This window comes from Cytobacillus sp. OWB-43 (assembly GCF_034651445.1).
Taxonomy (GTDB): domain Bacteria; phylum Bacillota; class Bacilli; order Bacillales; family Cytobacillaceae; genus Cytobacillus; species Cytobacillus kochii.
Window position 1 is genome coordinate 1,233,811 of sequence record NZ_JAYEFF010000001.1, and the last position, 12,973, is coordinate 1,246,783.

Below are 12,973 nucleotides of genomic sequence, written 5' to 3' on the forward strand. Positions count from 1 at the left end.
CTCAAGGTTCTCCCTAAATATGGACACATACTCACAGTTCTTAGTGGAAAACCAATGACATGTTCAATAATCCTATCTTGCCTTTCCCCAATCATAATATAAATCCGTTCTCCGGTCACGCCAAGTTGTAACAGATCCTTTTTTTCTTACTTCATCCAATAAATGAAGATCGATGTCTGCTGTAATAATCATATCATTATTTAATTCCCCCTCTGCTAAAACACCTTGCGGAGGAAAGGGTATATCGTTTGGTGTCATGATAGCTGCTTGTCCAAAATTTGCACGCATAAAATCAACTGTGGGAAGTGATCCCACCGTCCCTGCACCTACTACATAGATTTGATTTTCGATTGCTCTTGCGTGAGAAGTATATCTGACGCGATGAAAACCATGGCGGTCATCTGTACACGATGGGCAAAAAATAACATCTGCCCCTTTCGCTACTGCCATACGGACAATCTCAGGAAATTCTATGTCATAACATGTAAGAATCGCAATCCTACCTTTTTCTGTATCGAAAACTCTTAAGTCCTCACCCTTTGTTATGCCCCATTCATATATTTCAGTGGGTGTCAAATGAAGCTTTGCTTGTTCTTCTATCCTTCCATCCGGGTAAAAAAGATGGGCCATATTATAAAGACGATTATTTCGCCTGATTACGTGAGTCCCTGCAATCATATGCATATTTGTTTCAGCAGCTAATTGAGTAAACAGCGATTGATATTGTTTCGTAAAACCTGGTAATTCTGCAATGGATAAACTTTCACCCGTTTCACTACCAATTGATAGTAATTGAGTAGTAAAAAATTCTGGAAACAATACAAACTCAGAATCAAACTCTTTTGCAGTAAGAATATAGTGTTTGCATTGTCGAGCAAAATCCTCAAACGAACGAATCGTATGCAAATGATACTGCACACTAGAAACTCTCATCTTCATTGTCATCCTCCTTATCTTTTGGGCATAATAAAACCCAGAGAAAGAAAAGCCGCATTCTTTCTACCGGGTAAACAAGTCAAGTCTTTCTTTAATTTTCTCATAACTTTTATTATGATAAATATTTTTCACTTTGACAACCTTTATTTATTGGTACTGCACATGATGTAGGTTCGCAAATATCCCTTCAAGAGCGAGTAACTCTTCTTCAGTTCCTTCTTCGGTTATACCATCTTCAGTTACAACCATGATTTTATCGGCATTTTTAATCGTGGCAAATCTATGGGCTATAACAAGTGTCGTTCTGTCTTTAGATAACTCAGTTAAGGCCGACTGGATGAGTTTTTCAGTTTCGGTATCAAGTGCTGAAGTGGCTTCATCTAAGATTAAAATCGGTGGATTTTTCAAAAACATTCTCGCAATGGCTAAACGTTGCTTTTGTCCCCCAGAAAGTTTCAACCCTCTCTCGCCAACTTGTGTCTCGAAACCATCAGGTAACGTATCAATCCATTGCGTTAGGTGGGCTTTACTTGCTGCTAATATGATTTCCTCTTCCGTTGCATCCAACTTGCCATAAGCAATATTCTCTTTAATAGTGCCTGTAAACAAAAAGACATCTTGTTGAACGATACCAATTTGATTTCTTAAAGAGTTTTTCGTCATATCTTGAATGTTGATACCATCAATCGTGATGGCTCCTTTATCAACATCATAAAATCTAGGTATTAATGAACAAATCGTAGACTTCCCAGCGCCTGAAGGACCAACAAAGGCAACCGTTTGTCCAGATTGAATATAAAAATTCAACTCTTGTAAAACTTTTTGAGTATCATTGTACCCGAATGTGACATCGTTAAAGGTAATATTCCCTTGTAATGAATCAACTTCTATTGCATCAGGCTTATCATTTATATCTGGTTCTTGATCAATCATTTCGGTGAAACGCTTGAACCCTGCCATTCCTTTTGGATAGAGCTCCATTAACGCACTAATTTTATCAATCGGCTTTAATAAAAGATTAGCATACAATACAAAAGCGACCAACTCTCCTGGTGCTAACTGATTATTGAAAGCTAACCAAGCACCAAAAACTAAAACAGACAGAATTAACACTCTCGTGAGGAAATAGACGCCAGATAATGTGATCCCCATGACTTTATAGCCACGAAGTTTAGCCGAACGAAACCTTCTATTATCCTTTGTAAATCTTTCAATTTCAAAAGCTTCATTCGTAAAAGACTGAACAACACGGGCACCAGAAACACTATCTTCAACCCTACCATTCACTTCGGCAATTTCTGTATACATTCTTCTCCAAGCTTTATTCATAGAAATATTACAATATGCAATGAGCCATACAAGGAACGGTACAATAAATATTGCTACTAGCGCAAGCTTCACATTAATTGTTAACATGATCCAAAAAGCGCCGACAAAAGTCATCGCTGCAATAAAAAGGTCTTCTGGTCCATGGTGGGCTAACTCACCAATATCCATTAAGTCGTTGGTTGTCCGGCTCATAATATGACCGGTTTTCGTATTATCAAAGAAACGAAAAGATTGCTTCTGCACATGTGTAAATAGTTGCTGTCTCATATCTGTTTCAATATTAATACCAAGTTTATGTCCCCAGTAGTTAACAACAAACTGTAGCCCAGTACTCGTAAAATAAAGAGCAAACAAACCCGCACTAACCGCAACAATCATCGACCAATTGTTGGTTGGTAGTAATTCATCTACAAACCAACTAACAGCTAATGGAAAAGCTAATTCTAGTAGAGCAACGATAATTGCACAACTAAAATCAATAATAAATAGTCTTTTATGAGGTAAATAATAAGTCAAAAATCTTCTAAACATGCTATTCTCCTAACTTTCAAAATATATCTTGGATTATATGCTTCGAAGATAAAAGTTACAATACCTTTTTCCTTTATTTACATTCCTGTTCGCTCATTACAATCACTTTTCCTGTTGAATCGTATATTGAAACTGGTAAACATCCTGTTGCTAACAATTCCCCTATAAGATAATCACTTACTGCCTGTATACTAGCTCTCGATTGACTAAATGTAGAAATAAATCCTTGTACAAATTCCCATTGTTCATAGTGATAAGGAGTTGTAGTCGAAATCACTATTATTGGCTTCTTTTCTTTTTGTAGGTTGTTATTCAATAACGCGTCTTTTTTATGATGTAAAATATAAATGAGTCGTTCTGCCTCTTCTTCTGTTGTAACGGTGATTCCCGCATTAACTAACATTTCTGTTAACAGTTTGTTCGATTGATGATTACTGCCATCATCTATGAATGCTACCCTCTCATTTTTTTGAATCGGGAGCGTTTCATCGCGTTTTATAATTGTAATCCCTTTTTCAGCCGCTTCTTTTTCTACCTTAAGATGTTCTTTAGATCGTATGACATCAATCGTGTTATGCTCTTTAAATAACTGTGCTTTCAATTTTAGAATCCTTAGCACAGATAAATCAATTCTTTCCTCACTAATAACCTCTGTTTTGACGGCATTTATTAGTGCCCGCTTAACAGTTAATGCTTCCGTTGGCATTAATAATATATCTGCACCAGCATTAACAGCTGAAATAGCGGCATCAGCTGCTGTAAAAGTGCTCGCTACCGCTTGCATATTTAGGGCATCTGTTATAACTACTCCATTAAACCCAAGACTTTGCCGCAGAAGATTCGTTGTTATAGCGTGAGATAGTGATGCTGGATATATTGACTTCTCAATAGCTGGAAAAGCAATATGAGCAGTCATAATGGATTGAATACCATTATCTATTAAAAATCGATAAGGTATGAGCTCATTTTTCTTTAATTGCTCGATAGATTTAGACACAGTGGGTAACCCTTTATGAGAATCAACCGTTACATCACCATGACCCGGGAAATGCTTTGCTACAGCAAATATTCCTGCTTCATGGAGCCCCTCCATAAAAGCTGCACTCATTTTTGCAACTAAGTATGGATTTTCCCCAAAAGAGCGGACACCTACGATCGGATTTAAAGGATTACTATTCATATCAACCACAGGTGCGAAGTTCATATTAAACCCTAGTGAATCCAACTCCTGTCCTAATACTGAGGCGACACGCTTGGTAAGTCCAAGATCACTACTAGCTCCTAATGCCATATTTCCTGGCATTTCTGTTAAGAAAGGGAGTCTATTCACAATTTCCCCACCTTCTTGATCTACACCTATTAAGAAAGGAATTCCACGATTGCGATGCTGTAATTCCATTGTAAATCGCTTTGTTTGTTCCATCGATTGAATATTTTCCTTAAAAAAAATGATCCCACCAGGTTGGATTTGGTCTATTACCCGAATAATTGAATCATTTACACCTATTTGTCCGCTCCCGACTGTTTGATTAAAATCTATCATCAACATTTGCCCTATTTTTTCCTCTAAACTCATTTCATGGAGTTGCTGTGGTACGTTCGCTTTTTCTATAGTTAGAGCTTGAACCCCCAATGCATTTTGCAATAGAAACATAAAACAAATACAAAATATGACACGCCTCATCCTGCATTCACATCTTTTCATTAATTAATAGAAAAGAGGTGCTATGCGCACCTCCTCTCTATTATGTGTTTCTGGACGTTATTTTATGTTTTGCTTTCATAAACAATTGAAAAAACACTTCTGCAATGACAAGTCCCACCGCAATCGCACCTGATATCATAAATGCCTTTGCTGCCAATTGGATGGCCATATTATAATCATTTAACACAAAATGTCTCATTGCATCATAGGAAATACCACCTGGAACCAATGGAATTATACCAGCAACACTAAAGATAATTATTGGCGTGCGATAGATTTTTGCGAAAATATGACTAATTGCTGAAATGAACACTGCAGAAATTAACGAAGCGGGGATCGCATCATAATGATTGTTCACAAGAATTATATAGATGATCCAGCCAATCATACCAACAAACCCACAACGCAATAATGATTTTCTTGGCGCATTAAAAATGACACCGAACGATGCTGCCGCAATAAAACTTGTAAACAAATGTGTAATAACCATTGTCATGTATTTCGCACCTCACTTTCATTTAACTCATTGTTGCAAAGACAACTGCCACCCCAGCACCTATAGCAAATGCCGTTAAAAACGCTTCTGCGCCCTTGGATAACCCTGAAACAAGATGCCCCGCCATCAAATCTCTCACAGCATTAGTAATCAGTAATCCAGGTACGAGTGGCATGACCGAGCCAATAATGATTTTATCCAGTTGTTCGCCTATTCCGATTTTGACAAAAAGCATCGAGATCACACCAATAATTAGAGAAGCAAGAAATTCAGAAAAGAAGCGAATTTGCACTACTCTCTGCAAAAAAATAAAAGAAAGGAAACCAACACCACCAGTAATAAAGGCAGGAAAAAAATCATGCCACTGGCCTAAAAACATAATCATAAAACAAGCACTAGCAATAGCCGCTGCAAGTACCTGTTGATAAATTGGAAATGTATAATTTGCCTTTTCAATTTCCATTAACTTTTCAAATGCTTCTTGTCTTGTCAGTTCGCCATTACTTACTTTTCTCGATACACCATTTACTAATGTCACCTTATATAGATCTGTAGATCGTTCTGAGATTCTGATTAATTTCGCTGGGTTGGTGTCATCAGTCGAAAAAACAATTCCTGTAGGAGTAACATAACTATGTGAATTAGGAATACCTAATGCTTCCGCTATTCTCGTCATTGTGTCTTCCACTCGATATGTCTCTGCTCCGGATTGCAGCATAATTTTACCCGCTAATAAACAAAGCTCAATTACTTCAAACACATGTTCATTATTTTTACTCAAAGAAATATCCCTCCATGTCGTCAAAACCTTATTCTGAAGGTCCACAATTACGCTTATCCATCGTATACGAATTCGTTAAAATAAGGAAGTATTGAGCAGAAATACAGAATTATTTTAATAATCCCTTCTAAAAGCAATATAGAGGGACAGCCTTCATTTCTCATAGAATATGTATTTATGTCATCATATATAACAGAATACCATTAACATCCTATTCTGTAACTTACGATATAAAAAAAGGGCTTTAAAAACGGAGACTACTTTCGTCATCCTGTTTAAAAGAACCCTGTCACCATCTATTCTTTTCAAATATCAATTAAATCTCTTTCCATTATTTTGCCCCATAAATCTCGCATTGAGCTGTCCTTGTATCATTTTCTTTCTTGTTTCGCGATCTTCTTTCACCTTTTCTTTTTTATATTCCATGCGAATTTCATCTGTTCTCACACCTTCTTCTCGTTTATTTGCAATATCTATTAACCTTTCTACATCCGAAAAAGAATATTTGCGATTACCACGATCAGACCTTGAAGGAAATATCAATTTCCGTTCTTCATAGTATCTAATTTGTCTTTCGCTTAATCCAGTAAGTTCACTAACAGCGCCAATTGAAATGACTTTTCTTTCCTTATATGACCATTCATTTTCCATCTGCAGACCACCCTATTTTTAAGGTTTTATTTCTATTATACAGAATTGTTAAAAAATTTCACTAGTTATGTTAAAAAAAATAACATAAAATAAACCATGTTAGATTATCTAACAATTCAGATGATTTTTTATAACAAACGTTTTAGAATGACATCATCATCAATTTAAAGGAGCAGATAAAAATGCAATATTTACGTAAAGCGGTAGAAAAGAAACGAAATTATTTGATTAAGTTATTACAAGAATACGGTTTGCACGATCAGAAACTTCAAAGCTTAACACTCTCTGAACTTGAGGGATTATCAAAAAAACATTTATCAATTAAATAATCAAAATTAATTGGGGGATTTAACAAATGGAAAATGAAGAAGCAGTTCAATTAGCGAAAAAAATTATTGAACTCGACTTATTAAGAGACGAGATATGGGAGTATTATGCGGCTCTTACAGGAGATGATGCTCATAAACTTCTTCGCCTTGTACAAAACAGTTAAAATCGGGCTATTTTGTTAAATTCTCTAACTAATTATGTAGAGATTATGGAACATGTTAATTATTTTATTCCTATTTACGTAACCATTTATATATAAAGAAACGAACTCAATTTCTAGTAATAGTCTTCGATTGAGCTCGTTTCTTTTTTTATTTATCCAGCCATTCTGTTTATATACAACCATGTTGTACGAAAAATATGATAAAATGAATATTAAAGTCATCTCAGATTTTCCTCATACTGATTAATATATTCCCACTATTAGGAGGGTTATAATTGCCAATTTGGTTAACTATTGCCTTAAGTATTTTAGTAGGATTAATTATCATTGAAGAAGTTATACATTATGTAGTTCATCGTTCACTTTTTTATCAAACCCGTGAAAATGATGAAAACACAACTCGAATCAAGAGATGGTCTCATTTCAAAGAGAAATTAATAAAATTCAGAGCGCAAAAAAACAGGAGTTGAGTAACTTGTTTGCAATTACAAAAGAGGCCACACGGGCACTCTTAGAATGGAGCGGTCAAGACAACGTAATGATTCGCTTTCGAATTACGACCCCTTGTTGTAACCAACGAAAATATGATCTTACACTAACCGATACAATCACAACACAAGACGCTATCTATACACATGATTCAGTGCAAGTCATATACCACCCTACAGATTTACCTTATCTACGGGATACAATGATTGATTATAACGATGGTGGATTCTTTATACGCCATCCACATCCTCTAGTACAACCATTCTAAAATTGTTCAAGAAGGAGCTCTTGAACAATTTTTTTAGATTATAAACTATTCAGTAGCTCAGGATAATCATTATGCACAGAATTCACCAATTCTGAGACTTTAACCATTTGCATTTCTTCACTTTGAAAAGGTTTGCATAATGATTTCAGCTGTTGTTTATCTTTGCTATACATCCACTTATCACCTTCATTACCTGTTAACATGACCGGCATACGATGATGAACAGACGACATGATCTCATTTGCGGTTGTGGTTAAAATACAACATGATGTAAAAAGTTCGTCCCCTTGTCTATATTCGCTCCAGATTCCCGCCATCGCAAACGGCTTATTTTCAAGCAATGTAAAATGAAAAGGCTGGCTTTTACCACCTTCTATTTTCTTCCATTCATAAAAGCCATCAGCTAAGACTAAACAGCGCCTTGTATGGAAAGAGTGCTTAAAGCTAGGTTTCTCATCCACTGTTTCTGCACGTGCATTAATGAATGAAGTGCTATTACGTTTTGCTTTTGCCCACGGTGGTATGAAACCCCATGTCATTTTCCTCCCAATTTTCTCTCCTTGCTCCTCTACTATAGTTAAAATTTTTTGCCCCGGTGCAATATTATACCTGGGTAAATCCGCTTCATCATGATAATAAAACTCAAATGTTTTTTGTAGAATGAACACTTCTTCAGATAAGGTAAATCGACCACACATGATGACAACCCCTTTCTTATTAAAAGCATATACCACTCATATTCAAAACCGTAAAAATATAGCTGCCTGAGCAATCCAAAGAAATCTATTTTCTACCCTAACAACCTTTTTTCATGACCTTAATTACGTGAGTAGTAACGCTCATAGTTACTTTTTAATTCCAATAAAATAAAAAGAAGGGCAACAAGCCCTCCTTTCATTAATAACGATCTGCATCATGCCCCATCTGTTCAGCATGTCCGGGTGCGTCATCGCCATCTTTATCACCAAGTGGACGACCTTTATGCACCCCTTCCTCTTTCCGAGCATTCGCTAAACCTTCTCTTAGCCTCTTGCCATATTCATCATCCGCTGATTCAGCTAATGTAATCATTTTATCTTGTAACACCTTAGCACATGTGGAAAGATCATTCACTAAGTTTGATATCAATTCATCTTTTTCCCAGTCCTCAAATTCACGGAAGGTATGTCCAGCCTGTTTTGTATTATCATTACGATCAATCGATTCTCGAACGAGCTCACCACTGATTTTTGGTGTATGCTCTTTACCGGATTGCTCTGATTCTTTTAAACCACCTAAACTAGAAGGTTCATAGTTAACATGCGGATTTTGACCAGGTGCTTTATCGACATAGTAAGACATCTGTCCTCCACGCTGATTTGTCGCTTGATTTGTTTTCGGCTTATTAATAGGTAATTGCAAGTAGTTAGGTCCAACACGATACCTTTGCGTATCTGAATAAGAAAATGTCCGACCTTGCAACATTTTATCATCAGAAAAATCAAGACCATCAACGAGTACCCCCGTTCCGAAGGCAACTTGTTCGACCTCATTAAAATAATCTTCCGGATTCTTATTTAACACCATCTTACCAATATGAAGCCATGGAAATTGATCCTCCGGCCATAATTTTGTATCATCCAAGGGGTCAAAATCTAATTCTGGATGCGCATCATCACTCATGATTTGAACGAAAAAATCCCATTCAGGATAATTCTCTTTTTCAATTTCGTCATATAAGTCTTGTGTAGCATGATTAAAATTCTTTGCTTGAATCTGTTCTGCTTCCTCTTGTGTTAAATTTTTAATCCCTTGCTTCGGTTCCCAATGATACTTTACAAGTACCGCTTCCCCTTCTGCGTTAACCCATTTATATGTATTCACACCCGAGCCTTGCATTTGGCGATAGTTTGCCGGTATTCCCCAAGGTGAATAAAGAAATGTGACCATATGGAAACTTTCAGGTGAATTAGCACAAAAATCAAAAAACCTCTCTGCATCCTGAATATTGGTTAATGGGTCTGGTTTAAATGCATGCACCATGTCAGGAAACTTCATCGCATCCCGAATAAAAAATACTTTTAAATTATTACCTACTAAGTCCCAATTCCCATCTTCTGTATAAAATTTTGTTGCAAACCCTCTCGGATCTCGAAGTGTTTCCGGTGAGTGACCACCATGGATAACAGATGAAAAACGAACAAACACGGGTGTCTTCTTTCCTTTTTCTTGGAAAAGTTTTGCCCTTGTATATTTAGATACTGGTTCGTCACCTGCCATGCCTGTCGCTTCAAAATAACCATGAGCGCCAGCACCTCTTGCATGCACGACCCTTTCTGGAATACGCTCACGGTCGAAGTGACTAATTTTTTCAATAAAATCATAATTTTCTAGTGTCGCTGGTCCTCTGTTACTTACTGTTCGTATGTTTTGATTATTAGTAACCGGATGTCCTTGGCGGTTAGTCAAGGTTTCTTCTTGTTCGAATTTTTCATTTTCACCATTATGATCATTATTCATAGAAAAAAGCCTCCTTTTACATATCTTTCCTTGAGTAATATGTGCAAGTTAGACCTTTTCTATGTATAAATTTATGGACGAACAACAAATAACTCTCCTTTATAAGCAAAAGAAATACGGCCAGACTCTTCTGATACAACTAAGATAACCGCATCTGTAAGTTCCGATAAACCAAGGGCCGCCCGATGTCGTGTACCTAGAACGCGCCCATCTATTTCCATATTGGTTAAAGGAAGAATATTTCCAGCTGAAATGATTATATCACCACGAATTAATGTTCCTCCATCATGTACAGGACCACCTGGATAAAAAATCGTTTCTATTAAAGCTTGACTCACCCTTGCATCGATTTGAATGCCATTATGGATAAAAGGCGTAACATCCACTTCGCGCTCGATAATGATTAAGCCACCGTGACCTTTGTTCGATAGTGTTTGCCCCGCTAATGATATGCTAGAAAAATGGTTTGTAAACGGTGATAAATAATGCTGCAAGTAATAAGTCGCAGTTAGATTATGGGCATCAGACACGATTTGTTGGAGCTGTTCAAACTCGGTTAAAATGCAACAATCAACGCCAATATTAATATTTGATAAGTGAGAAAGCTGAGCCTCGATATCCTTTATATATTGTTCAAGTGTGCTCTGGTAGTCTTCTAAACCATATTGCATTTTTTTCTCCTTTCGCGGGGATATTTTTTCTCTATATCATATTTTGATTTATCAGTCGTTAATTATGTTCTTTTTCTGTTGTTAGTTTTAGGTAAAAAAAAGAGCCAATCGGCTCTTTTTCGTACTCCATTTTTCAAGCAATAGGTAGCTTGGTTGCGTTAATCAAAGCGCGGATCTGTTCATAATTATCAGCTTCCATTAGCTCTATAATTTTTGATCCGACAATGACACCATCACAATACTGAAGAATTTCTTCTACATGTTCTGGTGTGGAGATTCCAAATCCAGCTAAGACGGGTAGTGGACTTATACTTTTTATTTTCTCTAAATGACTTGAGAGCTGAGAAGCAAATTGTGCTCTCGTACCAGTAATGCCATTTACGGTAACAGCGTAGACGAAACCTTTACCTCGCTTGGTTATTTCCTCAATTCTTTCGATTGGACTTTGTAATGTCACTAAACGAATCAATTCGATCTTAACTTCTTCTAAGTAAGAAGTGATAATCTCTTCTTCTTCAATAGGTAAATCAGGAATGATTAATCCATCGATACCGGATGTTTGAATATCTCTCGAGAACCGCTCCAGCCCATAAGATAATAATGGGTTCATATACGTCATAAAGATCAATGGAATATGGATAATTGGCCGTATTTCTCTAATACAATCAACAATTTCTTTTAATGTTACACCCGTATTTAAAGCTCTAATACCAGCCTCTTGAATAACGGGACCATCAGCTACTGGATCAGAAAATGGGATACCTATCTCAATGGCAGTTGCTCCTGCTTCTTGTAAAAACACTAACTTTTCTTTCAAAGATGGTAAGCCACCGTCCCCAGCCATTACATAAGGTACAAATGCTTTTTTTCCTTCTTTTTTCATTGTTTGGAACACTTTTTCGATGCGGTTCATGCTTTTACTCCCCCTATTTTCGATCTAACAGCCTCCATATCCTTATCTCCTCTACCCGAAAGACAAACAACGATATGTTCTGTTGGCTCCATTTCTTTTGCAAGTTTTATCGCATAACTAATTGCATGGGCACTTTCTAATGCCGGAATAATTCCTTCAGTTTTCGAGAGCACCTGTAACGCTTCCAATGCTTCATCATCGGTAATGGCATCATATTGCACTCGTTCAATATCATGTAAATAGCAATGTTCAGGCCCGATCCCTGGATAATCTAGACCTGCTGATATTGAATGGGCTTCTTGAATTTGACCATCTTGATTTTGGAGGAGATACATATAGGCTCCGTGAAGAATACCAGGTTTGCCTTTCGCTAATGATGCTGCATGCTTTTCACTATGAAGTCCTAAGCCAGCAGCCTCTACGCCATAAAGTTTTACTTCACGATCTTCTAAAAACGGATAAAACATCCCAATTGCATTACTCCCTCCGCCGATACATGCCACTATCGCTTCTGGAAGTTTAGCTTCTTTTTCGATAAATTGTTTTTTCGTTTCCTGGCCAATCACACTTTGAAAATCTCTAACAATTTTAGGGAAGGGATGTGGTCCCATAGCAGAGCCCAGTATATAATGCGTATCTTCTACATTTGACACCCAATATCTTAATGCTTCATTAACTGCATCTTTTAAAGTTGCACTTCCAGACTTTACACTGATGACCTTTGCACCGAGTATTTCCATCCGAAATACATTCAATTGCTGACGCAATATATCTTCTTCTCCCATAAAAATCACACATTCTAAATTAAGAAGCGCACAAGCCGTCGCAGTTGCTACACCATGCTGACCAGCCCCTGTTTCTGCAACAACCTTTGATTTTCCCATTCTTTTAGTCAATAATGCTTGCCCAAGAGAGTTATTTATTTTATGGGCACCAGTATGATTTAAATCTTCGCGCTTGAGATAGATTTTTCCACCCCCAGCGTATTTTGTCAAATTTTTCGCGTAATAGAGTGGTGTTTCTCTTCCAACATAATCTCTTAATAAATCATTTAGCTCATTTTGAAATGCAGGATCGACTTTTGCTTTTTCATATTCTTTTTCTAATTCTAGGATGGCCTGCATAAGAGTTTCTGGTACATATCTTCCTCCATACGTGCCAAAATGTCCTTTTTCATCTGGTAGGGTAGTTGTTGTCATTTTTATTCCTCC

At 36.8% G+C, this 12,973-nt stretch carries 15 protein-coding genes; 4 read left to right on the top strand and 11 right to left on the bottom strand.

Translation table 11 applies throughout. The features are described from left to right. Window positions 1–72: 72 nt before the first annotated feature. The 6 genes from U9M49_RS05960 to U9M49_RS05985 all read right to left on the bottom strand — a co-directional run bounded on the left by U9M49_RS05960 (window position 73) and on the right by U9M49_RS05985 (window position 6,429). Complete coding sequence (locus tag U9M49_RS05960; protein WP_322909482.1) at window positions 73–939, bottom strand: carbon-nitrogen hydrolase family protein; 867 nt, start codon at window positions 937–939, stop codon at window positions 73–75. Window positions 940–1,083: 144 nt separating this feature from the next. After that, window positions 1,084–2,796, bottom strand: a complete 1,713-nt coding sequence (locus U9M49_RS05965; protein WP_322909483.1) for an ABC transporter ATP-binding protein — start codon at window positions 2,794–2,796, stop codon at window positions 1,084–1,086. A 73-nt stretch (window positions 2,797–2,869) separates the two neighbouring features. Further along, the gene (locus tag U9M49_RS05970; RefSeq protein WP_322909484.1) at window positions 2,870–4,480 is read right to left on the bottom strand and encodes a glycoside hydrolase family 3 protein; all 1,611 of its coding nucleotides are present in this window, start codon (window positions 4,478–4,480) and stop codon (window positions 2,870–2,872) included. Window positions 4,481–4,541: 61 nt separating this feature from the next. Beyond that, window positions 4,542–4,991 (bottom strand): threonine/serine exporter family protein, encoded by a 450-nt coding sequence (locus U9M49_RS05975; RefSeq protein ID WP_095373663.1) that lies wholly within the window; start codon window positions 4,989–4,991, stop codon window positions 4,542–4,544. A gap of 28 nt (window positions 4,992–5,019) precedes the next feature. Continuing rightward, window positions 5,020–5,778, bottom strand: coding sequence for a threonine/serine exporter family protein (locus tag U9M49_RS05980; protein ID WP_322909485.1), 759 nt, complete (start codon window positions 5,776–5,778; stop codon window positions 5,020–5,022). A gap of 312 nt (window positions 5,779–6,090) precedes the next feature. Then, window positions 6,091–6,429 (bottom strand): MerR family transcriptional regulator, encoded by a 339-nt coding sequence (locus U9M49_RS05985; protein ID WP_095372996.1) that lies wholly within the window; start codon window positions 6,427–6,429, stop codon window positions 6,091–6,093. Window positions 6,430–6,611: 182 nt separating this feature from the next. On the opposite strand from U9M49_RS05985, the gene U9M49_RS05990 reads away from it, so the two are divergent. The 4 genes from U9M49_RS05990 (at window position 6,612) to U9M49_RS06005 (ending at window position 7,679) form a co-directional block, all read left to right on the top strand. Further along, entirely contained in the window at window positions 6,612–6,758 is a 147-nt protein-coding gene (locus tag U9M49_RS05990; RefSeq protein ID WP_224938446.1) for a Fur-regulated basic protein FbpA, read from the top strand. A gap of 26 nt (window positions 6,759–6,784) precedes the next feature. Then, the gene (locus tag U9M49_RS05995; RefSeq protein ID WP_180316959.1) at window positions 6,785–6,922 is read left to right on the top strand and encodes a hypothetical protein; all 138 of its coding nucleotides are present in this window, start codon (window positions 6,785–6,787) and stop codon (window positions 6,920–6,922) included. A gap of 275 nt (window positions 6,923–7,197) precedes the next feature. Beyond that, on the top strand, window positions 7,198–7,392 hold the full coding sequence (locus U9M49_RS06000; protein WP_157733958.1) for a hypothetical protein: 195 nt from the start codon (window positions 7,198–7,200) through the stop codon (window positions 7,390–7,392). Window positions 7,393–7,397: 5 nt separating this feature from the next. Continuing rightward, complete coding sequence (locus U9M49_RS06005; RefSeq protein WP_322909486.1) at window positions 7,398–7,679, top strand: iron-sulfur cluster biosynthesis family protein; 282 nt, start codon at window positions 7,398–7,400, stop codon at window positions 7,677–7,679. 38 nt (window positions 7,680–7,717) lie between these two features. Here the strand turns inward: U9M49_RS06005 and U9M49_RS06010 are convergent, their stop codons facing one another. The 5 genes from U9M49_RS06010 to trpB form a co-directional block, all read right to left on the bottom strand. Further along, entirely contained in the window at window positions 7,718–8,377 is a 660-nt protein-coding gene (locus U9M49_RS06010; RefSeq protein ID WP_095372993.1) for an SOS response-associated peptidase, read from the bottom strand. 199 nt (window positions 8,378–8,576) lie between these two features. Beyond that, window positions 8,577–10,178, bottom strand: a complete 1,602-nt coding sequence (locus U9M49_RS06015; RefSeq protein ID WP_095372992.1) for a catalase — start codon at window positions 10,176–10,178, stop codon at window positions 8,577–8,579. A 71-nt stretch (window positions 10,179–10,249) separates the two neighbouring features. Continuing rightward, a complete protein-coding gene (gene cdaS, locus U9M49_RS06020; RefSeq protein WP_322909487.1) occupies window positions 10,250–10,849 on the bottom strand; it encodes a sporulation-specific diadenylate cyclase CdaS in 600 nt (199 codons plus the stop codon). A gap of 133 nt (window positions 10,850–10,982) precedes the next feature. Further along, on the bottom strand, window positions 10,983–11,762 hold the full coding sequence (gene trpA, locus U9M49_RS06025) for a tryptophan synthase subunit alpha (RefSeq protein WP_322909488.1): 780 nt from the start codon (window positions 11,760–11,762) through the stop codon (window positions 10,983–10,985). Next, on the bottom strand, window positions 11,759–12,961 hold the full coding sequence (gene trpB, locus U9M49_RS06030; protein WP_307313411.1) for a tryptophan synthase subunit beta: 1,203 nt from the start codon (window positions 12,959–12,961) through the stop codon (window positions 11,759–11,761). Before trpB ends, trpA begins: the two co-directional genes overlap by 4 nt. Between the last annotated feature and the right edge of the window lie 12 nt (window positions 12,962–12,973).

Coding starts and splice junctions, on each gene's coding strand:
- U9M49_RS05960 (WP_322909482.1), bottom strand. CDS start 939: ATGAAGATGAGAGTTTCTAGTGTGCAGTATCATTTGCATACGATTCGT.
- U9M49_RS05965 (WP_322909483.1), bottom strand. CDS start 2,796: ATGTTTAGAAGATTTTTGACTTATTATTTACCTCATAAAAGACTATTT.
- U9M49_RS05970 (WP_322909484.1), bottom strand. CDS start 4,480: ATGAGGCGTGTCATATTTTGTATTTGTTTTATGTTTCTATTGCAAAAT.
- U9M49_RS05975 (WP_095373663.1), bottom strand. CDS start 4,991: ATGGTTATTACACATTTGTTTACAAGTTTTATTGCGGCAGCATCGTTC.
- U9M49_RS05985 (WP_095372996.1), bottom strand. CDS start 6,429: ATGGAAAATGAATGGTCATATAAGGAAAGAAAAGTCATTTCAATTGGC.
- U9M49_RS05990 (WP_224938446.1), top strand. CDS start 6,612: ATGCAATATTTACGTAAAGCGGTAGAAAAGAAACGAAATTATTTGATT.
- U9M49_RS05995 (WP_180316959.1), top strand. CDS start 6,785: ATGGAAAATGAAGAAGCAGTTCAATTAGCGAAAAAAATTATTGAACTC.
- U9M49_RS06010 (WP_095372993.1), bottom strand. CDS start 8,377: ATGTGTGGTCGATTTACCTTATCTGAAGAAGTGTTCATTCTACAAAAA.
- U9M49_RS06015 (WP_095372992.1), bottom strand. CDS start 10,178: ATGAATAATGATCATAATGGTGAAAATGAAAAATTCGAACAAGAAGAA.
- cdaS (WP_322909487.1), bottom strand. CDS start 10,849: ATGCAATATGGTTTAGAAGACTACCAGAGCACACTTGAACAATATATA.
- trpA (WP_322909488.1), bottom strand. CDS start 11,762: ATGAACCGCATCGAAAAAGTGTTCCAAACAATGAAAAAAGAAGGAAAA.
- trpB (WP_307313411.1), bottom strand. CDS start 12,961: ATGACAACAACTACCCTACCAGATGAAAAAGGACATTTTGGCACGTAT.